Annotated in this window: 19 protein-coding genes and 2 tRNA genes; 15 read left to right on the forward strand and 6 right to left on the reverse strand. The window is 68.1% G+C overall.

Going from position 1 to position 20,627, the window contains the following annotated elements; genetic code table 11:
- Positions 1-32 precede the first annotated feature (32 nt).
- The 4 genes from BM355_RS02790 (at position 33) to BM355_RS02805 (ending at position 4,295) form a co-directional block, all read left to right on the forward strand.
- The gene (locus BM355_RS02790) at positions 33-1,040 is read left to right on the forward strand and encodes an acyl-CoA thioesterase (protein ID WP_091694250.1); all 1,008 of its coding nucleotides are present in this window, start codon (positions 33-35) and stop codon (positions 1,038-1,040) included.
- Positions 1,041-1,116: 76 nt separating this feature from the next.
- Positions 1,117-1,995 (forward strand): N-formylglutamate amidohydrolase, encoded by an 879-nt coding sequence (locus BM355_RS02795; protein ID WP_091695214.1) that lies wholly within the window; start codon positions 1,117-1,119, stop codon positions 1,993-1,995.
- Positions 1,992-3,197 carry a peptidase MATCAP family protein gene (locus BM355_RS02800; RefSeq protein WP_177227806.1) on the forward strand — a complete coding sequence of 402 codons (1,206 nt, stop codon included), beginning with the start codon at positions 1,992-1,994 and terminating at the stop codon, positions 3,195-3,197. Before BM355_RS02795 ends, BM355_RS02800 begins: the two co-directional genes overlap by 4 nt.
- A gap of 54 nt (positions 3,198-3,251) precedes the next feature.
- Positions 3,252-4,295 (forward strand): glutathione synthase, encoded by a 1,044-nt coding sequence (locus BM355_RS02805; protein WP_091694257.1) that lies wholly within the window; start codon positions 3,252-3,254, stop codon positions 4,293-4,295.
- Between the two features lie 95 nt (positions 4,296-4,390).
- Here BM355_RS02805 and ettA read toward each other — a convergent pair whose 3' ends face one another.
- Both ettA and BM355_RS02815 read right to left on the reverse strand, forming a co-directional pair.
- Complete coding sequence (gene ettA, locus BM355_RS02810) at positions 4,391-6,073, reverse strand: energy-dependent translational throttle protein EttA (protein WP_091694261.1); 1,683 nt, start codon at positions 6,071-6,073, stop codon at positions 4,391-4,393.
- Positions 6,074-6,187: 114 nt separating this feature from the next.
- Positions 6,188-6,781: a single-stranded DNA-binding protein gene (locus BM355_RS02815; protein ID WP_091695219.1), complete on the reverse strand. Its 594-nt coding sequence runs from the start codon at positions 6,779-6,781 to the stop codon at positions 6,188-6,190.
- Between the two features lie 237 nt (positions 6,782-7,018).
- Here BM355_RS02815 and BM355_RS02820 point away from each other — a divergent pair.
- Both BM355_RS02820 and BM355_RS02825 read left to right on the forward strand, forming a co-directional pair.
- A tRNA-Arg gene (locus tag BM355_RS02820) sits at positions 7,019-7,094 on the forward strand.
- 147 nt (positions 7,095-7,241) lie between these two features.
- On the forward strand, positions 7,242-8,759 hold the full coding sequence (locus BM355_RS02825; RefSeq protein ID WP_091695223.1) for a DUF2079 domain-containing protein: 1,518 nt from the start codon (positions 7,242-7,244) through the stop codon (positions 8,757-8,759).
- On the opposite strand, the gene BM355_RS02830 is transcribed toward BM355_RS02825, so the two are convergent.
- Genes BM355_RS02830 through mptB (BM355_RS02840) form a run of 3 tightly spaced genes read right to left on the reverse strand, consistent with a single transcriptional unit; the run spans position 8,747 to position 13,364 of the window.
- Complete coding sequence (locus BM355_RS02830) at positions 8,747-10,144, reverse strand: glycosyltransferase family 87 protein (RefSeq protein WP_143109397.1); 1,398 nt, start codon at positions 10,142-10,144, stop codon at positions 8,747-8,749. The two genes, BM355_RS02825 and BM355_RS02830, sit on opposite strands and share 13 nt — an antisense overlap.
- Positions 10,144-11,880 (reverse strand): polyprenol phosphomannose-dependent alpha 1,6 mannosyltransferase MptB, encoded by a 1,737-nt coding sequence (gene mptB / locus BM355_RS02835; RefSeq protein WP_091694264.1) that lies wholly within the window; start codon positions 11,878-11,880, stop codon positions 10,144-10,146. The genes BM355_RS02830 and mptB (BM355_RS02835) overlap by 1 nt, the downstream gene beginning before the upstream one ends.
- Positions 11,814-13,364 carry a polyprenol phosphomannose-dependent alpha 1,6 mannosyltransferase MptB gene (gene mptB, locus BM355_RS02840; RefSeq protein ID WP_091694268.1) on the reverse strand — a complete coding sequence of 517 codons (1,551 nt, stop codon included), beginning with the start codon at positions 13,362-13,364 and terminating at the stop codon, positions 11,814-11,816. The genes mptB (BM355_RS02835) and mptB (BM355_RS02840) overlap by 67 nt, the downstream gene beginning before the upstream one ends.
- 73 nt (positions 13,365-13,437) lie before the next feature.
- Between mptB (BM355_RS02840) and orn the strand changes: the two genes are divergently transcribed.
- The 9 genes from orn to def all read left to right on the forward strand — a co-directional run bounded on the left by orn (position 13,438) and on the right by def (position 20,156).
- Positions 13,438-14,061 (forward strand): oligoribonuclease, encoded by a 624-nt coding sequence (gene orn / locus BM355_RS02845; protein WP_218154297.1) that lies wholly within the window; start codon positions 13,438-13,440, stop codon positions 14,059-14,061.
- Between the two features lie 57 nt (positions 14,062-14,118).
- Positions 14,119-14,194: transfer RNA gene (locus tag BM355_RS02850), tRNA-His, on the forward strand.
- A 60-nt stretch (positions 14,195-14,254) separates the two neighbouring features.
- On the forward strand, positions 14,255-15,085 hold the full coding sequence (locus BM355_RS02855) for a CPBP family intramembrane glutamic endopeptidase (protein ID WP_091694276.1): 831 nt from the start codon (positions 14,255-14,257) through the stop codon (positions 15,083-15,085).
- Between the two features lie 43 nt (positions 15,086-15,128).
- A complete protein-coding gene (locus BM355_RS02860) occupies positions 15,129-16,085 on the forward strand; it encodes a TIGR03885 family FMN-dependent LLM class oxidoreductase (protein ID WP_091694280.1) in 957 nt (318 codons plus the stop codon).
- A 34-nt stretch (positions 16,086-16,119) separates the two neighbouring features.
- Positions 16,120-17,814, forward strand: coding sequence for an alpha-amylase family protein (locus tag BM355_RS02865; protein ID WP_091694283.1), 1,695 nt, complete (start codon positions 16,120-16,122; stop codon positions 17,812-17,814).
- Between the two features lie 281 nt (positions 17,815-18,095).
- Positions 18,096-18,674: an MFS transporter gene (locus BM355_RS02870; RefSeq protein WP_245760558.1), complete on the forward strand. Its 579-nt coding sequence runs from the start codon at positions 18,096-18,098 to the stop codon at positions 18,672-18,674.
- The gene (locus BM355_RS02875) at positions 18,622-18,918 is read left to right on the forward strand and encodes an antibiotic biosynthesis monooxygenase family protein (protein WP_091694288.1); all 297 of its coding nucleotides are present in this window, start codon (positions 18,622-18,624) and stop codon (positions 18,916-18,918) included. Before BM355_RS02870 ends, BM355_RS02875 begins: the two co-directional genes overlap by 53 nt.
- Positions 18,919-18,975: 57 nt before the next feature.
- A complete protein-coding gene (locus tag BM355_RS02880; RefSeq protein ID WP_091694291.1) occupies positions 18,976-19,386 on the forward strand; it encodes a four-helix bundle copper-binding protein in 411 nt (136 codons plus the stop codon).
- Between the two features lie 113 nt (positions 19,387-19,499).
- Positions 19,500-20,156, forward strand: a complete 657-nt coding sequence (gene def / locus BM355_RS02885; protein ID WP_091694294.1) for a peptide deformylase — start codon at positions 19,500-19,502, stop codon at positions 20,154-20,156.
- A 102-nt stretch (positions 20,157-20,258) separates the two neighbouring features.
- Here def and BM355_RS14910 read toward each other — a convergent pair whose 3' ends face one another.
- Entirely contained in the window at positions 20,259-20,510 is a 252-nt protein-coding gene (locus BM355_RS14910; RefSeq protein ID WP_091694297.1) for an HNH endonuclease signature motif containing protein, read from the reverse strand.
- Between the last annotated feature and the right edge of the window lie 117 nt (positions 20,511-20,627).

The raw sequence follows: 20,627 nt of genomic DNA on the forward strand, positions 1-20,627 counted from the left end.
GGCGCTGGCCGCGCCACGGCGAAGGGACCCCCATGACCGGTGACCAGGGACGACGTCGGCTCACGCGGCGAGGTGCGCAGCGGCCGGTCCCAGCGCCCGAGGATCCCACCGATCTGCTGCGTCAGGTGCTGACTCTCGAGGACGCCGGAGCCGATCCCCGCACGGGAGACCTGACCTTCACCGGGCAGACACCTCGGCAGGCCCACGGCCGGGTCTTCGGCGGCCAGGTGATGGCCCAGTCGCTGATCGCCGCGTTCCGGACCGTGGATCCTGGGCGCGCAGCCCACTCCATGCACTGCTACTTCATCCGTCCTGGTGATGCCCAGAAGCCGATCGCCTTCACCGTGGAGAACCTTCGGGATGGACGGTCCTTCTCGGTGCGGCGGGTCCACGCCAGCCAGGACGGCAAGGCGCTGATGTCCCTGACCTGCTCGTTCCAAGAGCCCTCCGGGGGGCTGGAGCATCAGGCGCCCATGCCCCAGGGTGTGCCGGATCCTGAGTCCCTGCCCTCCACAGCGGACCGGCTGGGACATCTGAACCATCCGATCGCTCACGAGTGGTCGTGGGCCCGGCCCTTCGACATCCGGCATGTGGACGCACCGGTGTACCTCCACCCGGCTCAGGAGAAGGTGGCCACCAACCTGGTGTGGATGAAGACCTTTACCCCGGTGGAGGGGGACGCGAACGTCCAACGGGCCGCCCTGGCCTATGCCTCGGACTACACCCTGCTGGAACCGGTGCTGCGCCGCCATGGACTGGCCTGGGTCCGCCCCGGTATGAGCGTGGCCTCCCTGGACCACGCCATGTGGTGGCACCGCCCCGCCCCGGTCGACGAATGGCTGCTGTACGTCCAGACCAGCACCTCAGCGCAGGGATCCCGTGGACTCGGTCAGGGCCGGATCTACACGCGCAGCGGGGAGCTGGTGGCCTCGGTCGCCCAGGAGGGGATGATCCGGGTGCCCACCGGCGTGCAGTCCTCCATGCGCAACGCCGTCCAGGACCTGGTGCTCAAGACCGCGTGGCGGCGACCCACCCGCTGAATCACCCCATCGTCACCCTGCCCCCTTCCTGTGAACCGCCTCACAGGCGCGCCTGTCATGGTCTAGCGTGATCACCATGGACACGCACACTGCAGATCAGCTTTCCCAGCATGGTCGAGACCGCGAGGACGGGGCCGCTCCGTTCCGCGCCGTCGGGCCCTGGGCCGACTCCAGAGCCGACGCTGCCAGCCAGGTGGTCTTCACGGCGGTGCACACCGGTCATGACCTGCGCGACGAAGTCCGTGAGCTCATGATCCTGGACGAGGACACCCGGCTGCGCGAGGAGGATCCCTTCACCGATCGTCTGGGCGCTGGGGTCGGATCCGGACTGGTGATGAACCGCTCTCGGTTCGAGGTGGACGTGAACCGTCCGCGGGCCACCTCCGTCTATCAGACCCCGGACGAGTGCTGGGGACTGGACGTGTGGCGGGACGGACGACTGCCGGATGACATCGCCGAACGCAGCCGCGAGGTCCACGATGCCTGGTTCGCCGAGCTCGGCCGGCGCTTGGACGTGCTGGCCGCCCGCGGTCCGTTCGTGGTCTTCGACATCCACTCCTACAACCACTACCGGGACGGACAGGACCAGCCGCCCGCACCCCAGGACGGCAACCCGGACATCAACGTCGGCACCGGCTCCCTGGATCGTGAACCCTGGATCCCGGTCGTGGATGCCTTCATGGAGGCCATGGGGTCGCCCACGGTGGCGTCCACCGGTCGTTCCCTGGACGTCCGTGAGAACGTGCGGTTCTGGGGCCAGAACCAGGCCCGGTGGATCCATCGGCGCTACCCGGACACCGCCTGCGTCCTGGCCCTGGAGTTCAAGAAGACCTGGATGGACGAATGGACCGGTCAGCCGGACCAGGAGCACATGGAGCAGCTGGCCCAGATCCTGGCCTCCACCGTGCCCGCGGTGACCGAGGCGCTGAAGCAGGTGAAGGTGCCCACGCCATGACCGCGAAGACACCGCGAACCACACCAGATGAACCTGCCCCGTCCACCAGCGGGGGCATCTCCCTGCGTGACCGTGCCATCGACCATGAGCTGGCCCTGGTCTCCCAGAGCTTCCGCTTCCTGCTGGACGTCACCCCGGTGAACGTCGAGCCTGCCCGGGAGGAGTTCCTCTCCAGCGGTCGACTCCCCGAGTTCGTCTACCGAGACCTCGAGGACGACCCCGATGTGCTGCGCCGGGTCCTCAAGGACATCCCCATCCAGGAGGTCGACGACGCCGTCCTGGGCACCCTGCTGCGCAACAAGCACCGTGAACTCTCCCTGCAGATCGATCTGCTCGAGTCCCGGGACACCGAGGCCTTCATGCCGCTGAGCATCGAGCTCTACGGCGCCATCACCCCCTCCCTGCGCCATACCGCCGAACAGATCCTCGAGTCCGTCACGGTGCCCAAGTCCACCAAGGACAGCAGCTACCGGGCCGAGGAGTTCCTGAAGCTGGCCTTCGAGGAGATCGGTCACTACCGCGAACAGGACCCGGACATCGAGATGCACGCCGAGATCCGTGAAGACGTCTCCGGCGTGATGGTCTCCGGCGAGTCCCTGCTGATGGGACCGTCCTCCAAGGTGCAGAAGGTGCGTGCCGCTGCGCTGCTGCACCATGAGGTCGGCACACACCTGGTCACCCATGTCAACGGTTCGGCCCAGCCGGTGAAGATCATGGGCAGCGGCCTGGCCGGCTATGACGAGACCCAGGAGGGACTGGCGGTGCTGGCCGAGGTCGCCTGTGGGGGGCTGACCGCCTTCCGGCTGCGTCAGCTTGCCGCCCGCGTGCTCACCGTGCATCGCATGGTCTCCGGAGCGAACTTCGCCGAGGCCCACCAGGCGCTGCTGGAGGACGGCATCCCCGCCTCCTCGGCCTTCACCACCACCATGCGTGCCTTCCGCTCCGGTGGCATGACCAAGGACGCCATCTATCTGCGCGGCATGCTCGAGCTGCTCGAGCACCTCAAGGACGGAGGTTCCCTGGACCTGCTGCTGCTGGGCAAGTTCGCCCTGGAGGACCTGCCGCTGGTCACCGACCTGCAGGAGCGCGGCGTCCTGGAGCCGCCCCGGCTCACCCCGCGGTGGTTGGAGGACGAGGATTCCGCGGCCCGTCTCGGACGCGCCGCCGCCCTGGGCGATCCGGCGCTGCTGGTCGCCTCCTGACCTCACGCACCACCTCATCCAGACCTTCCACACCCCGTCCCCGAAGGAGACCCCATGAAGATCGGATTCGTCGTCAACGACGTCGCCACCGAGAAGCACACCTACACCACCACCCGGCTGGCCATGGCCGCCAGCCAGGCTGGCCACGAAGTCTGGCTCACCGGCACCGGTGACTTTGCCTACGAACCCGACGGCACCCTGTCCGTCCGGGCGGCCGGCGCCGGTGACAAGAACTACCGTTCCCTGGAGCGGTACCTCGAGGACGTGCAGAAGCCGGAGTCCAGCAAACAGGTCTCGGTGCATGACTTCGACGTGGTGATGCTGCGCAACGACCCGGCCGATGACGCCTCCGACCGCCCGTGGGCACCCACCGCCGGAGTGGCCTTCGGACAGCTGATCGCCTCCACGGGCGTCCTGGTCGTCAACGACCCGCACACGCTGGCCAACGCCCTCTCCAAGGCCTACTTCCAGCACTTCCCCGAGGCTGTTCGCCCCAAGACACTCATCTCCCGTGATGAGGCCATGATCTCGGATTTCGTGGACGAGATGGGCGGCAAGGCCGTGCTCAAGCCCCTGCAGGGCTCAGGCGGCTCCGGGGTGTTCCTGGTGGACCGCAAGGAGTCCCCCAACCTGAACCAGATCGTCGAGGCGATCGCCCGTGACGGCTACGTGGTGGCCCAGGAATATCTGCCGGAGGCCAAGAACGGCGATGTCCGCATGTTCCTGATGAACGGACGGCCACTGCAGGTGGACGGCGAGTACGCAGCCTTCCGCCGCCGCAACGCCGAGGGGGATGTCCGCTCGAACATGTCCGCCGGCGGCAAGGCCGAGAAGGCCAAGGTCACCGACGAGATGCTGCACATGGTCGAGCTGGTCCGGCCCAAACTGGTCGCCGACGGCATGTTCCTGGTCGGCCTGGACATCGTGGGCGACAAGCTCATGGAGGTCAACGTCTTCTCCCCCGGCGGCCTGGGCTCCTGCCAGGAACTGTACGGGGTGGACTTCGCTCCGGCCATCATCGCCGACCTCGAGCGCAAGGTCGATGTCCGCCAGCACTACTCGGCCCGCCTGAGCAACACGGACCTGGTGACCATCTGAGGTCTGCGCCAAGCCAGCACGACGACGCCCCCGCACCTTCCCTGTGAAGGTGCGGGGGCGTTCGCAGTCCAGGCAAGCTGGACTGACCGAGGGGATCAGTCGCGGGTGAGCTTGCGGTGCGTCACACGGTGCGGGCGTGCGGCCTCCGGGCCCAGACGATCGATCTTGTTGGCCTCATAGGACTCGAAGTTGCCCTCGTACCAGTACCAGTTGGCCGGGTCCTCCTCGGTGCCCTCGTAGGCCAGCATGTGGGTGGCCACGCGGTCTAGGAACCAGCGGTCGTGGGAGATGACCACGGCACAGCCGGGGAACTCCAGCAGGGCGTTCTCCAGGGAGGTCAGGGTCTCCACGTCGAGGTCGTTGGTGGGCTCATCGAGCAGCAGCAGGTTGCCGCCCTCCTTGAGCGTCAGGGCCAGGTTCAGGCGGTTGCGCTCACCACCGGAGAGCACTCCGGCGCGCTTCTGCTGGTCCGGGCCCTTGAAGCCGAACGCCGAGACATAGGCGCGCGAGGGCATCTCCACGTTGCCGACCTTGATGTAGTCCAGACCATCGGAGACGACCTCCCAGAGGGACTTCTCCGGGTCGATCCCGCCGCGGGACTGATCCACGTAGGAGATCTTGACGGTGTCGCCGATCTTCAGGTCGCCGCCGTCCAGGGGCTCCAGGCCCACGATGGTCTTGAACAGGGTGGTCTTGCCGACGCCGTTGGGACCGATGATGCCCACGATGCCGTTGGGCGGCAGGGAGAAGGACAGGTTGTCGATCAGGACGCGATCGCCGAAGCCCTTCTTCAGGTTCTTGGCCTCGATCACCTGGGTGCCCAGACGCGGTCCCGGCGGGATCTGGATCTCCTCCAGGTCCAGCTTGCGGGTCTTCTCTGCCTCAGCGGCCATCTCCTCGTATCGGGCCAGACGGGCCTTGGACTTGGCCTGACGACCCTTGGTGTTGGAGCGGACCCAGTCCAGCTCCTCGGAGAGGCGCTTGGCCAGCTTCTGGTCCTTCTTGCCCTGGATCTCCAGGCGGGCGCGCTTCTTCTCCAGGTAGGTGGAGTAGTTGCCCTCGTACGGGTAGAGACGGCCGCGGTCGACCTCACAGATCCATTCGGCCACGTGGTCCAGGAAGTACCGGTCGTGGGTCACCGCGACGACGGCGCCGGGGTAGGAGGCCAGGTGCTGCTCGAGCCACTGCACGGACTCGGCGTCCAGGTGGTTGGTGGGCTCATCGAGCAGCAGCAGGTCCGGCTTCTGCAGCAGCAGCTTGCACAAGGCCACGCGGCGACGCTCACCACCGGAGAGCTTGGTGACATCGGCATCGCCCGGAGGGCAGCGCAGGGCGTCCATGGCCTGGTCCAGCTGGGAGTCGATGTCCCAGGCGTCGGCGGCGTCGATCTCCTCCTGGAGCTTGCCCATCTCCTCCATCAACGCGTCGAAGTCCGCGTCAGGATCGGCCATCTCCTCGGAGATCTGGTTGTAGCGCTGGATCTTGCCGTAGATCTCGCCCACGCCCTCCTGGACGTTGCCGAGCACGGTCTTCTCCTCGTTCAACGGCGGCTCCTGCATGAGCATGCCCACCGAGTACTCGGGAGAGAGCCGGGCCTCGCCGTTGGAGGGCTGGTCCAGTCCAGCCATGATCTTCAGGATCGTGGACTTTCCGGCGCCGTTGGGGCCGACCATGCCGATCTTCGCTCCGGGGAAGAAGGACATCGTCACGTCGTCCAGGATCAGCTTGTCGCCCACCTTCTTGCGGGCCTTGACCATGGTGTAGATGAATTCAGCCATGCTCTCCAGGCTAGACCCTGCCCGCTTGATTCCTCGCATCGAGGAACGTGGCTGCCGCCACCAGCCCGAGGTGGCTGCCGGGGCGCGGTGAGACCGGCCCCGGCCGCCAGCGGGTCAGTACGCCCCGACCGGTGCCGGGTGCGCGGTCAAGGGGGCTCCCCAGTCATCGACGCCCGCCGTGGAGGGGCCAGGGTCCGTGAACCCCGTGGACTCCCCTGCGCCATCGGTGATCTCTCCGGTCTCGGTGTCCACCTGGGACGGGGCAGCCGCAGCGGGGGACTGTTCCGATGCCTCGTCCGCGTCGTCCTCCTGGTCCTGCTGGTCCTCTGCATCGGAGGATGCCGAGGTCTTGGGGTTGACGCGGTGGAACAGGGACGTGCCCCAGACCAGGTCATGGCCGACGGTGTCCGCCTCGATCTCGATGGCCGTGCCCGACTTCTCCTCCGTCTGCCAGTCGCGGATGCGCAGCCGACCGGTGACGATGACCGGCTGCCCCTTGTGAAGACACATGCCCGCGTTCTCGGCCAGCGCCCGGAACATGTTGACGGTGTACCAGTTGGTGGTTCCGTCCACCCACCCCTGGGACTGCTTGTCGAAGCGACGCTCGGTGGAGGCCAGCCGGAAACTGGACATCCTCTGCCCGGACTTCATGGTCCGATTGTTCGGGTCGGTGGCGACGAAGCCGCGCACGGTGATCAGATCGCTCATGATGAGCCCTTCCTGTGGTGCCGGAGCACGCCCGGCGCTGACACCGCCGGTGGGTCCGGAGGCGGCCGGCACCCGTCCTGTCCGGCGCCGACAGGACCAGTCCAGATCCGAACCGCCGCAGGCACGAGGGGCCTGGTGCGGATTGGGGACCGCTGCCGACGTCAGGTCTGCTGTGCAGGAGGGGACCAGGTCCGCGCAGGGTCCTCCCGCCATGCCCGGTAGACTGGCCTGCGCCTAGCCTCAGTAGCTCAGCGGATAGAGCAGGAGCCTTCTAATCTCTTGGTCGGGGGTTCGATTCCCTCCTGGGGCGCCATACCGACGGTCCACCGGGTCGTCACCAGCACCAGATGCCTCGGAGGGTGGATCCGTGATCGAGTCTGAGCAGCGGACCCGCCGAGACGGTGCCGTGGACCGCGGTCCACGTCTGGACGCCGCCACCTGGCTGCAGCTGGGCCTGGTGATGACCGTGGCCGCCGGCCTGTACCTGGTCCACTCCCTGTTGCGCTTCCGCAACTACGAGGCCAAGGGCTACGACCTCGGCATCTTCGATCAGGCGGTGCGCCAGTACGCGCTGTTCCGTGAGCCGATCGTGGCCGTCAAGGGTGCTGACTTCCACATCCTCGGCGATCACTTCCATCCGATCCTGGCCGGTGTGGCCCCGCTGTACTGGATCTGGGACGACCCTCGGATGCTCAACATCGCCATGACCGCGGCGCTGGTCTCCTGCGCGATCCCCGTCTACCTCTTCGCCCGGCGCCGGTTCAGCCACGTGGCATCGCTCCTCGCCGCCGCCGGCCTGCTGCTGTGGTGGCCGTTCCAGGCCATGGTCAACTGGGACTTCCACGAGATCACGCTCGGCGTCCCGGTGATGGCCTGGGTGATCTGGGCCCTGGACGCCCGCCGACCCTGGCTGGCCGTGGGCCTGGCCTCGATCCTGCTGCTGGTCCGCGAGGACATGGGCATCACCCTGCTCGCCCTCGCCCTGGTCCTGCTGATCAAGCGCGCCTGGCTGCCGGCTGTGGTGACAGCGGTGCTGGGCGTGGTCGGATACTACGTGGCCACCTCCGTGGTGATCCCGCACTTCTCCCCCACCGGGGACTTCGGCTACTGGCAGTTCACGGCGCTGGGCCCGGACCTGACCAGCTCGATCCGGTTCATGCTCACCGAGCCCTTCGCCGCCGCCGCGGTGCTGTTCGACCACCCCCTGAAGGTCGCCCTGTGGCTGCTGCACTTCGTGGTGCTCTGGCTGCTGCCGGTGCTCTCTCCCTACACGCTGATCGGCCTGCCGATCCTGCTGTCCCGGCTGTTCAACGACCGGCTGAACGTGTGGAGCCCGGTCTACCAGTACGACGCGATCCTCGGGGTCATCTTCCTGCTGGCCGCCCTGGAGGCTCTGGGCCGTCTGCTGGCCTGGACCGACTCCCGCGCCGAGCGTCGGTGGGGTGCGGCCCGAGCCGAGGGGCCGTCGTCGGGCTCCTCCAGCGCTGTGCGCTGGGCCCGGTCCTCCACCGCCGTGGTCTCCCCCGCCTCCCGCGGACGCCGCCTCCCGTTGGTCTTCACGACGACGTTCCTGGCCTGCGCAGTCCTGGGCACCCTGGCCTTCCCCCAGGTCTTCCCCCTGCAGCGCACCGTGACCGGCTCGAACTGGGGACTGCCCGAGCACGCCCAGGCGTTGGATCGGGCGGTGCAGATGATCCCGGACAATGTGTGCGTGGAGGCCGCGGACAACGCGGTGCCGCACCTGGTGGACCGCACGTATGTGGGGCTGCACGGGGACATCGGGGACGATCTGGCCACGTGGATGATCATCGACACCACGGTGGAGGAGCTGGGCGGCTGGGACCCGCTCACCCCGGACCAGGCGCTGGAGCGCGGCGAGCGGCTGGGCTACCAGGTGGTCTCCGCAGACGATGACGGCGTGTGGGTCCTGCACCGGGACCAGCCGGTGGATCCCACCTGCGTGGGCTACGCCGGCTGAGCCGAGGCCCGCACCGGACCGCGGCCGGCCGGCGGCAGCAGGAACCGGTCAGGATCGTCCTCCAGCACTCCGGCGAGCGGGTCGCAGAGCGGCCGATCGGCACCCGGTCCGCGCCGCACAAGGTCACGTTCGGGGTCCCGGATGTCCTGGATCACCGAGACGCAGATCCAGATGACCGCGGCCATGTGCAGAACGATCCCGGAGCCGTACCAGAGCGGGATCCAGAGGGCGCCGTCGCCGAACGCGCCGTTCGAGGTGATCCGGGCCGACTCCATCCACACTCCGCCCCAGTGGTAGACCTCCACGGCCTGCCAGATCCAGAACTGGCGCCAGTCGGGGCGGGCGAGCACCACCAGCGGGATCAGCCACATCACGAACTGCGGCGAGTAGACCTTGCCCAGCAGCAGGAACGCCGCCACGATCAGGAAGCACAGCTGGGCCATCCGGGGACGGTGCCGTGCAGACAGGCCCAGCCAGGCGATGCCCAGGCAGCACAGGGCGAACAGTCCGTTGGAGATCAGCGAGAAGGTCTCCCCGGACCAGCCGGTCCAGGTGAAGGCCAGCCACATCGAGGAGAAGGAGACGTCCCGGTCCCCGGAGAAGGTGTAGAACCGGCTCCACTGCTCGAAGGCGGTGAGCATGAACGGGACGTTGACCAGCAGCCAGGCCACGATGCCGGCCACCAGGGACTTCGCGAACACCCCCCACCGGCCCGTGCGCCAGCACAGCACCAGGATGGCGCCGAAGAAGAACAGCGGGTAGAGCTTCATGGCCGCGCCCAGGCCCAGGACGAACCCGGCCAGGGTGGGCATCCGGCGGGACCACAGCAGCAGCCCCAGGGAGGCCAGCATGACCGCCCACAGGTCCCAGTTCAGGTACCCGGTGAGGATGATGCCCGGGGCCACGGCCACCATCAGGGCGTCCTTGGCCCGGCCGCGCGCACTGTAGGCGGTGGCCACCACCACGATGATCCAGCACAGTGCCGCACCCACTGCGTTGATGTCGAAGTAGGTGACCGTCCGCTCCAGGGTGGCGCCCTCCCCCGGCACGAGCCACGCGGTCACCCCGGCCACCACGGCCAACAGCGCCGGGTACTCCATCCACTGCTCCTCCGGCAACGGGGTGAAGAACGGGAACCAGCCCTCCGCCAGGCCGCGCGTGGGGAAGAGCTGTCCGAAGTCCGAATAGCACATGTGGATGTGCACGTCCGGCGTGGCCCAGCCATTGATCCGGCACCACTGCTTGGTCAGCAGGGCGATCACCGCGGCCACCACCGTGACGCCGATCAGCACCAGCACGAGGCGGCGGTCCGGGCCGTGGGGGCCAGCCGCCCCGACCCGGTCCAGCAGCGGATGCGACGGGCGTGAGGAGGAGGAACGGGACATCAGTGCTCCTTGGGTTCGGTGGTGGTCGCCGGGGACGGTGCACGGGCACTGCGGCGCAGGGCTGCCCAGCCCGCGAACGGGAACAGGGCGGAGGTCTTGGGGTCCAGGGCCACGATGTACACCAGGTACAGCGCACCGGCCACGGCGGTGATGATGCGCACCCACAGCAGCGGAATCCACTGGGCCACGGAGAGCTGGTCCACCACGCCGATCACCACGAGCAGCATCACCAGCAGGTGCAGGCACCACACGGGCCAGCCTGTCCAGCGGCGCACCACGGCGAACATCGGCAGCACCCACAACAGGTACCAGGGCTGGATGATCGGCGCCAGCAGCACGGCGGCCAGCAGGGCCAGTCCGGTGGCCAGCACCGGGTTGATCGGCCTCCGGGTCAACGCCAGCCAGGCGGTGAGCACCAGGGCGGTCACCGTGCCCAGCGAATAGAACACGCTGGCCGGCGGACGCACGCCGGTGTGAAAGATCATGTCCACCAACCAGCCCACACCCAGGCCCAGCAGCCCGAACGGGGCGTAGGGGAAGGCGGCGTCCCCGGAGGTCGCCATGGCCGGGATCCACCCGAACCACAGGCCGCTGAGCATCCCGACGACGGCCAGCACCACCAGTGCCACGGCGCCGGTGAGCACCCACGAGCGGATCCGATCGGCCAGCCCGGGGACCGGCCGGGGCAGGCCGTCCGGCAGCCCGGGACGGGCACTGCCGGTGTGCATGAGCAGCCCGGCGAACGGCAGGGCCAGCACCGTGAGCGGTTTGATCGCCACGGACAGGGCCACCAGCACCAGTCCCAGCCCGTTGCGCACCGGGTCCGCGGTGGAGCGCAGCAGCACGAACCCGCACAGCAGCAGGCCCAGCATGAGCGAGTCGTTGTGGACGCCGGCCACCATGTACAGCGCGAAGAGCGGGTTGGCCACGCAGATCCAGACCGCCCACCCGGGGTCGGACCCGAACCGCTGCGCCAGCCGAGGCACCGCCCACAGGCACAGGGCCATCCCGGCCACCGCGATCGCGCGGAAGAGGATCACCGCCGGTTCCGGACTGCCGTGCGTGACGAACCAGACGAACTGGGCCATCATCAGGAACAGCGGCCCGTAGGGAGAGGGCGACTCGGCCCAGATGCTGTCCGCGCCGTGCATGAACCAGCCGGGCAGGGCCGAGACCCCCTCCTCATAGGGATTCAGTCCTGCGTGCAGCAGCCGCCCCTGGGCCAGGTAGGAGTAGACGTCCCGGGAGAAGATCGGGAAGGTGAACAGCAGCGGAGCGGTCCACAGCCAGGTCGCCTGGACCACGGTGCCCCGGCCGTCCGCCCACCGTCCCTCCAGACGCTGGCCGAGGCGCAGCCAGGCACGGACCAGGACCAGGCAGCCGATCACCAGCAGCACGGCGCAGAGGATCACGCCGACCGGTTCCACCCGCACCGGGTTCAATACGGTGGTGCGGGCGAACCACGAGCTGGGGGTGGTGGCCATCCACCCCACGCCCCAGGAGCCGACCATGATCAGCAGGGACCCCAGGAGCCCCTGCAGCAGCGAGTGGCCGGTGGCCTGGTCGTCCCCGCCGATCAGCCATCGTGTGGCCGGGGCCGTCTCCAGCCGGCGCCGCCCGGCCTCGACCAGTCCGCGCAGATCCGACTGCAGCGTGCGGTGAGCCGTGCTCACGAAGCCGCCGGCCGTCGTCGTACCCGTCTCCACAGGGACCTCAGCGCCGGACGGACGTGCCACTCCTCCTTCATGATCCTGCTGGTCAGCGGGTCCAGCAGCAGGATCCAGAGCATGCAGCCCCAGGAGACGATGGTGGACAGGACCTTCAGGGGCTGCTCGATGTCCAGGAACTGCCAGACGAAGAGCTGGTCGGCTGCGCCGAAGGCCACGAAGAAGGCCACCGTGAAGACGACCCACTTCAGCTGCCAGTCGGAGCGGATGCCGATCACCGCGAAGAACGGCAGCAGCCAGAGCAGGTACCAGGGCTGGATGATCGGCGAGAGGATGACCAGCGCGGTGAAGGCCCAGGTCATGCGCTGCATGAGGTGCTCGTGGCGGCCACGGAACATCAGCCACAGCACCACCAGGACTGAGAGCAGCCGCCCGGCGGTCTTGAACGTGTCCAGCACCCAGTGGTCCGGGATGTTCAGCGAGTCCAGGACCACCTTGGTGGCCTCAGCCGCGATGCCCACCGGGGACCACGGCACCGAGCCGGTCCCGGTGCCGAGCATCACGGTCAGCCAGCCCCAGCCGAATCCGTTGAGGACCCCGACGACGGCCATCACGGCCCCGGCGATGCCGGCGGTCAGTGCCCAGAAGGTGAAGCGCCGGGTCCAGGATGCCCCGCGCCCGGCCCAGAGCAGGCCAATGAAGGGCAACAGGACCAGGGTGATGGGCTTGATGCCGACCGAGGCCGTCACCAGCAGCACGCCGAGCAGTCCTCGCCCGGTGGCCACACACCAGACGCCGGCCAGGGCGAGACCGACCATGAGGGAGTCATTGTGCCCGGAAGCGACGAAGCTGATGATGAACAGCGGATTGGCGACGGTGATCCACTGGGCGCGGGCCCCGTCCGTGCCCAGCAGGCGCGCCAGCAGCGGCACGAAGACCATGATCAGCACCACGCCCGCCACCGCGACCAGGCGGAACAGGAAGATCGCCAGGTCGGGGGACTCCGTTCCGGCGATCCGCATCACCGCTTCCTCGATCCAGAGGAACACGGGCCCATAGGGGGTCTCGGTGTCCGCCCAGGTGGTGTCGGCCCCGAGCTGGAACCAGTTGGAGAGCGTGGAGATCCCGTCTTCGTAGGGGTCCTGTCCGGCGACCATCAGCCGTCCCTGGCCCACGTAGGCGAAGATGTCCCGGGAGAAGATCGGCAGACAGAACAGCTGGGGCAGGCACCACAGGGCGCTCACCCAGTTCACCGTGCGCAGAGCGCCCGGTCCGAAGGGGCGCAGCACCTGACCGAGCCGGATCCACGCCCAGAACATCAGCCAGCAGCCGATGGTCAGGGTCAGGGTTCCGGTGATGACGCCGGACTCCGTGGTGCGCCAGGGGATCAGCCACTGCCACCGGTTGATCGGCGAGACGGAGGCCAGCCAGCCGACGGAGAGTGACCCGGCCAGCACGGCCAGGGAACCGAGGAAGCCGACGACCACGGGGATCCAGACCGCGCCGGAGCGGGTCACGGAGACCGGATCCGTCCGGGTGGCGGGCACGCTCATCAGGGGCGGATCCTTCCAGGGCTGCGGAGACTGCGCACAATCTATCATCGGCGTGGCGGCTACTGTGGGAGGCGTGGCAACGACAGCAGACAAGCTCGTATGGATCGATTGTGAGATGACCGGACTGCACCCGGACCGGGATGCGCTCGTGGAGGTGGCGGTGCTGGTCACCGACCCCGAGCTGAACGTCCTGGGCGAGGGGGTGGATGTGGTCATCCGGCCCCCGCAGGAGGCGCTGGAGCAGATGGACGACTTCGTGCGGACCATGCACACCACCTCCGGACTGCTGGAGCAGCTCGAGCACGGCGTGAGTCTGGACGAGGCCTCGGAGAGGGTCATGGAGTACATCCGCGCGCACTGCCCTGAGCCGGGCAAGGCGCTGCTGGCCGGCAACTCGGTGGGACAGGACAAGGCGTTCCTGAGTCGGTACATGCCGGCAGTGACTGATCACCTGCACTACCGGATCGTGGACGTCTCCACGGTCAAGGAGCTGGCCCGCCGCTGGTATCCCCGGGCCTACTACCAGTCCCCCGAGAAGACCGGCAACCACCGGGCCCTGGGAGACATCGTGGACTCCATCAACGAGCTGCGCTACTACCGCGAGGCCATCATGGTCCCCGCACCGGGGCCGGACTCCGAGACGGCCAAGTCCATCAGCGCGCGCATCGCCGGGACGGATGGCGCACAGGGCAGCTGAAAAACCGTGTACACTTGAACGCGCTGCCAGGAACGGATCGCTCCGTTCCAGCGCATGGTGGGTGTAGCTCAGTCGGCAGAGCGTCTGGTTGTGGTCCAGAAGGTCGCGGGTTCAATCCCCGTCACTCACCCCAGGTCAGAGGCCCGGAATCTCCTTCGAGGTTCCGGGCCTCTGCTGTTGTCATACTGGGTCCATGCCACTGCAGAGTCCAGACACCGTGGTCGCAGACCGGAGGCTCGTCTCCCCTGGGGGTCTGGCGGGGGCTGCTGGCGTCTCCTTTTCGGCGTTCATCCTCTTCGGGCTGTTCCTGCCCGGCTGGGGTCACCTGGTGCTGGTGGCGAGCCTGCTGCTGGCCTGGCGTGTGGACCGCGAGCTCGGACGGGATCTGACCCTGATCGGTGCGGGAATCGCCGTGGTGAGCACCACGTCCGTGGAGGCGGACCTGCGCTGGGACCGGTTCTTCGTCCTGGGCGCGGTGCTGACCGCCGCCGTCCTGGTCCCGCTGGCCTTGGACCGGCTGTGGCTGAAGCGTCGTGCGATCGTGTACCCGTGGCGCACCGCCAAGCGGTGGAACCGGGTCCAGTGGTCCTATGTGGTGGCGGTCCCCCTGTTGGGATGGGCGATCCTGCCGGCCTACTTCATCCACTCCGGCGCGTATCAGAACTGGCCGGCCGTGCACGAGGCCTTCGAGCTGGCCCGGTTCTTCGTGGGCGTGAACTTCGTGGGCCTGTGGGACGAACTGTTCTTCATCTGCACCTGCTTCGCCCTGCTGCGCCGGCACTTCCCGCTGTGGACCGCGAACATCCTGCAGGCGGTCATCTTCGTCTCCTTCCTGTGGGAGCTGGGCTACCGCTCCTGGGGTCCGCTGCTGACCATCCCGTTCGCCCTGTTGCAGGGCTGGATCTTCAACCGCACCCGCAACCTGACCTACGTGGTGGTGGTGCACCTGCTGTTCGACGTGATCGTCTTCCTGGCGATCGTGCACGCCCACAACCCGGAGTGGCTGCGGATCTTCGTGTACTGATCAACCCCTCCCCCACACCGGCCTGCTCTGATAGACACAGAGCATGACCGTGTACGGATTCCACGCATCCCACGAGCAGATCTCCCCACGGCAGCTGCTGGCCGACGTCCAGCTGGCCGAGCAGGCAGGGTTCCAGGCAGCCATGTGCTCGGACCACCTGGAGCCCTGGTCCAGCCGGCAGGGCCACTCGGGGCTGGCCTGGGCCTGGCTGGGCGCCGCCCTGGCGACCACCGACCTCACCTTCGGCACCGTGACCGCACCGGGACAGCGCTACCATCCGGCCGTCGTCGCACAGGCCATCGCCACCCTGGGCCAGATGTACCCGGGCCGGTTCTGGACTGCCCTGGGGACCGGCCAGCACGCCAACGAGCACGTCACCGGCGAGCCCTGGCCGCGCAAGGACCTGCGCCAGCAGCGGCTCGAGGAGTGCGTGGACATCATCTCCCGCCTGCTGGACGGAGAGACGGTCTCCCACGAAGGACTGGTCACCGTGCACGAAGCCACCGTGTGGGAACGCGCCGACCCGAAGCCGCAGCTGATCGCTCCGGCCATCAGCGCCGAGACCGCCGAACGCGGGGCCCGGTGGGCGGACGGTCTGGTCACCATCAACCAGGATCCGGCCACGCTCACCGAGATGCTGCGCCGCTGGGAGGACGCCGGCGGGGCTGACCACCGCATCCTGCAGATCCACCTGTGCTGGGCGCCCACGGACGAACTGGCGTGGAGCATCGCCCAGGACCAGTGGCGTTCCAATGTCTTCTCCCCACCGGCCAACACCGACCTGCGCGTGGTGGACTACGACGCCGTGAGTGCCGACGGGGTCAGCCGGGAGCAGCTGGAGCGCTCCGTGCTGATCGGCTCGGACCTGGGCGAGCTCACCCAGCGCATCCAGGACCTGGCCGATCTGGGCTTCGACGCCGTCTACCTCCACCACGTGGGCCAGGACCAGCGCCCGTTCCTGGAGGCCTTCGGCGAGCGCGTGCTCCCCCAGCTGCACTGACCGATCCCGCTGCTTCACCCCGAAGGAGAGTTCCATGCTCAAGACCGAGACCTCAGACCTGTGGTGGAAGTCCGCCGTGGTCTACTGCCTGGACATCGAGAAGTTCTTCGACGCGGACGATGACGGCGTGGGCGACATGGTGGGCCTGGCCCAGCGGATCGACTACCTGGCCGAACTGGGCGTGACGTGCCTGTGGCTGATGCCGTTCTATCCCACCGATGACCGGGACGACGGCTACGACATCATCGACTACTACGGCGTAGACCCCAGACTGGGCACCCACGGGGACCTGGTGGAGCTGATCCGCACCGCCAAGGACCGGGGCATGCGGGTGATCGCCGACCTGGTGGTGAACCACACCTCCCACAAGCACCCGTGGTTCAAGGCCGCCCGGTCCTCGAAGGAGAGTCCCTACCGGGACTTCTACGTCTGGCGGGACGAGCCGCCCACGGACACCTCGGACGATGTGGTCTTCCCGGACCAGGAGGACTCGCTGTGGGCGTTCGAGGAGAAGACCGGTCAGTACTACCTGCACAACTTCTACACCGAGCAGCCCGATCTGAACATCGCCCACCCGAAGGTCCAGGAGCAGATCGCCAAGATCATCGGGTTCTGGCTGCAGGTGGGTCTGGACGGGTTCCGGGTGGATGCGGTGCCGTTCTTCATCGAGGACCGTGGCCTGCCGAAGCGGTGGTCCGAGCTCTATGGTGACCCCCATGAGTACCTGAGGGAGCTCAAGGCCTTCATGGGCCGTCGTCGGGGCGATGCCATCTTCCTGGGTGAGGTCAATGTGACCTACCGGGACCAGGTGGACTTCTTCGGCGGAGCCGAGGGCGATGAGCTGACCATGATGTTCGACTTCGAGCTGATGCAGCGGATGTACCTGGCCTTGGCCCGGCAGGACGCCACGCCCATGGTGAAGACGCTGCGCCGACGGCCGGAGCTGGCCCGGCACAGCCAGTTCGCGAACTTCGTGCGCAACCACGACGAGCTGACGCTGGACAAGCTCACCGAGAAGCAGCGCCAGGAGGTGTTCGAGGCGTTCGGTCCGGAGGAGGACATGCAGCTCTTCGACCGGGGGCTGCGCCGCCGTCTTCCCCCGATGCTGGACGGGGATCCGCGCCGAATCCGGATGGTCTACTCTCTGCTGTTCGCCCTGCCCGGCACGCCCGTGCTGTTCTACGGGGAGGAGATCGGGATGGGCGAGAACCTTCAGATCGAGGGGCGGATGGCGGTGCGTTCGCCCATGCAGTGGACCGCCGGCAAGAACGGCGGATTCTCGACGGCGGCTCCGTCGCGTCTGGCGGCACCGGTCACCGAGGGTGCCTACTCACCGGAGTTCGTCAACGCCGAGCAGCAGCGCTCCGATCCGGACTCGCTCCTGGCCTTCATCAGCACCTTGGCCCGGCGGTACCGCGAGTGCCCCGAGGTGGGGATGGGCGAGTTCGAGGTGCTGGACCATGAGGTGCCGGCGGTGCTGGCCCACCGCTGCACCTGGGCCCAGTTCGGCGGCGGGACGGCCAGCTCGGTGCTGGTGCACAACCTTGCGCCGGAGGCCACGGAGATCACCGTGACGCTGCAGGACGTGGAGGAGGGCACCGAGGTGCTGGACCTGCATGACGGTTCGCACCGGACCGTGGAGGCCGGCGGTCGGCTCACGGTCTCCCTGGACGGGTACGGTCACCACTGGCTGCGTCTGTTGCTGCCGGGTGACCGTCGGCTGCACTAGAGGTCCGGTCCCCGCCCACGGGCCGCCACGGGCGCAACCGGGTTCAAACCGCGCTTCCACCTGCAGACCCACGACTGTGGCCAGCGGTCTGGCGGACCGGATCGGCCGGGTGAAGATCCTGCGCATCGGCATCATCTTCAGCATCGTCGGTTCCCTGCTGATCGTGCTGACCCCGGAGAACGCCGGAATCACCTCCGCCATACTGTTGGCCGGGCGCACCGTCCAGGGCCTCTCCGCCGCGTGCATCATGCCCTCCGCGCCGGCCGATGATGTGGGGCTGCATGATCACCGGCCTAGGAGTGCTCCTGTGCTCCACCACATTCCTGCACCTGAGCGAGTACGTGGTCCTGACCGTCATCGGCTTCACCCTGTTCGGCATCGGGCTGGGCTTCTACGCCACGCCTTCCCTGGATGCCGCCCTGTCCACGGTGCCCGACTCCGCGGCAGGTGCCGCAGCGGGCATGTACAAGATGGCCTCCTCGCTGGGCAATGCCATGGGAGTGGCCATATCGGCAGCCATCTATGCCGGCGGACAGCTGGTCGACCCCGCCCTAACCCAGGAATGGGGACTGTTCGTGGGGCGCCAGGACAACCTGGTTCTGCGCTTCGGCGGTGCCATGGGGCTGCTCTTCAATGTCACCATGGTGTGTGTAGCCCTGGCCTCGATCATCGTCACGGTCCCCGCCACACCAGCACCCCTACGGACCGTTCAACGGGCCCGCCCACCGCGCGCCTGGACGTGGCCCCGCCGCCGTTGGGCAACTGTGGCACCGCACCGTCCCCATCCACCCCACCTCAAGGAGCATCATGACCGTCGTGAAAATCAACGCCATCTCCGTCCCGGAGGGCCAGGGCACTGAGCTCGAAGCGCGCTTCGCAGCCCGCAAGCATGCCGTGGACCAGGCCCCGGGCTTCGAGGGCTTCCAGCTGCTGCGCCCGGTCCAGGGCGAGTCCCGGTACTTCGTGGTCACCCACTGGGCCACGGAGGAGGACTTCGAGGCGTGGCGTTCAGGACGCAACACCGGGCACGACGACGGCCAGCAGCGTCAGCCGGTCGCCACCGGTGCCGATCTGCTGGAGTTCGAGGTCGTGGACCTGGGATGAGGACGAGGGCCGCAGGCCCCTTCCCGGACCCTTCCACGACTGGCTAGGGTCGGCTGCATGACGCATATCACCTCCATGCTGACGACCCACCCTGACGCCCCTGAGATCGACCAGGAGAAGCTGGCGGCATGCATCGCCGCCTGCTTCGAGTGTGCCCAGGCCTGTACGGCCTGCGCAGACGCGTGTCTGGCTGAGGAGCATGTGGGCCACCTCCGGTCCTGCATCCGCACCAATGCCGACTGCGCCGACGTGTGCGGCACTACGGGCAGGGTCCTGTCTCGGCTGACCGGTCAGTCTGATCAGGTCGACACCATCCGCGCACTCGTGGAGGCATGCCGAGCCTCCTGCGCCTCCTGCGCGGAAGAGTGCGGCAGCCATGCCGAGATGCACGAGCACTGCCGGATCTGCGCCGAAGCCTGCCGCCGGTGCGAGCAGGCCTGCGCTGACCTCCTCAGCGTCTTGGCCTGACCGGCCCGCCCTGGGTCTGCCGCTCCCGGACTAGAATCATCCGGTGCAACAGGGAGGCGCGGCCCCCCTGCCCACCCGATCCCTCCAGTCCACGACCCCCAGGAGTGCCCAGCATGGCCATCCGTCCCATCACCGTCCACGGCGAGCCGGTCCTGCACCGACGCGCAGCCGATGTCGAGGTGATCGATGACGAGATCCGCACCCTGGTCCAGGACATGTATGAGACCCAGGTGGCGGCACGTGGCGTAGGACTGGCTGCACCTCAGGTCGGCGTGGGGCTGCGCATCTTCACCTGGACCTTCGGGGACACCGGCCCGGTGCCCAACACCGGCCACGTGATCAATCCGGTGCTGACGCTGCTGGGCAAGGTCTCCCAGGAGGAGCCGGACGAGGAGACCGAGACGGAGGGGTGCCTCTCCGCACCGGGCTACGGCTTCCCCCTGAAGCGCTCGGATCACGTTCGTCTCCAGGGCTTCGACGTGGACGGCAACCCCATTGACTTCGAGGCCACCGGCTGGTTCGCGCGCATCATGCAGCACGAGTACGACCACCTCGACGGCTATCTCTACGTGAACCGGCTGAACGGCAAGTGGACCCGCCGCTGGAAGAAGGCCCTGCGCCGCGAAGGCTGGACCGTGCCGGGCACCACGTGGATGCCTGGCGAGGATGAGGACCCCTTCGGCCACGATGAGGTGGATCCGGCCGAGATCGCCGGCTCCGGTGAGGACACCGCCACCGAGGCGCCCGCCCCAGAGACTGGCCGGCGCTGAGTCTCTTCACGAGCGCCAGAACACGTTCCGCTGCGCCGTCCTGGCTGGATCCAGGTACGCCGCCGGGATGAACCACGGCACACCCTGGCGATTCTCAATGCTTCACGCGCCGGCGTGCACCGCGTGATGGTGGTGTGAGCACAGCAGCACCCCGTTGTCCACGCTGGTGGGACCGCCGTGGTCCCAGTGCTGGATGTGGTGGACCTCGCACCAGGGCGCTGGCATCGAGCAGCCCGGTGCCGCGCACCCGCCGTCACCGGCTGCGACGGCGCGACGCAGGCGGAGCGGGAACGGCCGCTGTTCCCGGCCGGTGTCCAGGACGCGCCCCTGTCCGTTGAGTACCACAGGCAGCACCGTTCCGTCGCAGAGCCACCGGCGGATCGACGTTGGGCTGATGGGGCCAGTGAATGCCGCCGAGGAGATGAATCGATCGCCCGTGGCGTCCGCCGGATCCCCGGTGGCGCCCAGCCG

This window comes from Micrococcus terreus (genome assembly GCF_900116905.1).
Taxonomy (GTDB): domain Bacteria; phylum Actinomycetota; class Actinomycetes; order Actinomycetales; family Micrococcaceae; genus Citricoccus; species Citricoccus terreus.

Bases quoted from the DNA above. Each gene is read 5' to 3' on its own strand.
- BM355_RS02860 (WP_091694280.1), top strand. From the start codon at position 15,129: ATGACCGTGTACGGATTCCACGCATCCCACGAGCAGATCTCCCCACGG.
- BM355_RS02870 (WP_245760558.1), top strand. From the start codon at position 18,096: ATGATCACCGGCCTAGGAGTGCTCCTGTGCTCCACCACATTCCTGCAC.
- ettA (WP_091694261.1), bottom strand. From the start codon at position 6,073: ATGGCTGAATTCATCTACACCATGGTCAAGGCCCGCAAGAAGGTGGGC.
- BM355_RS02825 (WP_091695223.1), top strand. From the start codon at position 7,242: ATGACCGTGGCCGCCGGCCTGTACCTGGTCCACTCCCTGTTGCGCTTC.
- BM355_RS02865 (WP_091694283.1), top strand. From the start codon at position 16,120: ATGCTCAAGACCGAGACCTCAGACCTGTGGTGGAAGTCCGCCGTGGTC.
- BM355_RS02795 (WP_091695214.1), top strand. From the start codon at position 1,117: ATGGACACGCACACTGCAGATCAGCTTTCCCAGCATGGTCGAGACCGC.
- mptB (WP_091694268.1), bottom strand. From the start codon at position 13,364: ATGAGCGTGCCCGCCACCCGGACGGATCCGGTCTCCGTGACCCGCTCC.
- def (WP_091694294.1), top strand. From the start codon at position 19,500: ATGGCCATCCGTCCCATCACCGTCCACGGCGAGCCGGTCCTGCACCGA.
- BM355_RS02805 (WP_091694257.1), top strand. From the start codon at position 3,252: ATGAAGATCGGATTCGTCGTCAACGACGTCGCCACCGAGAAGCACACC.
- BM355_RS02830 (WP_143109397.1), bottom strand. From the start codon at position 10,144: ATGTCCCGTTCCTCCTCCTCACGCCCGTCGCATCCGCTGCTGGACCGG.
- BM355_RS02815 (WP_091695219.1), bottom strand. From the start codon at position 6,781: ATGAGCGATCTGATCACCGTGCGCGGCTTCGTCGCCACCGACCCGAAC.
- BM355_RS02800 (WP_177227806.1), top strand. From the start codon at position 1,992: ATGACCGCGAAGACACCGCGAACCACACCAGATGAACCTGCCCCGTCC.
- BM355_RS02790 (WP_091694250.1), top strand. From the start codon at position 33: ATGACCGGTGACCAGGGACGACGTCGGCTCACGCGGCGAGGTGCGCAG.
- BM355_RS02880 (WP_091694291.1), top strand. From the start codon at position 18,976: ATGACGCATATCACCTCCATGCTGACGACCCACCCTGACGCCCCTGAG.
- BM355_RS02875 (WP_091694288.1), top strand. From the start codon at position 18,622: ATGACCGTCGTGAAAATCAACGCCATCTCCGTCCCGGAGGGCCAGGGC.
- BM355_RS02855 (WP_091694276.1), top strand. From the start codon at position 14,255: ATGCCACTGCAGAGTCCAGACACCGTGGTCGCAGACCGGAGGCTCGTC.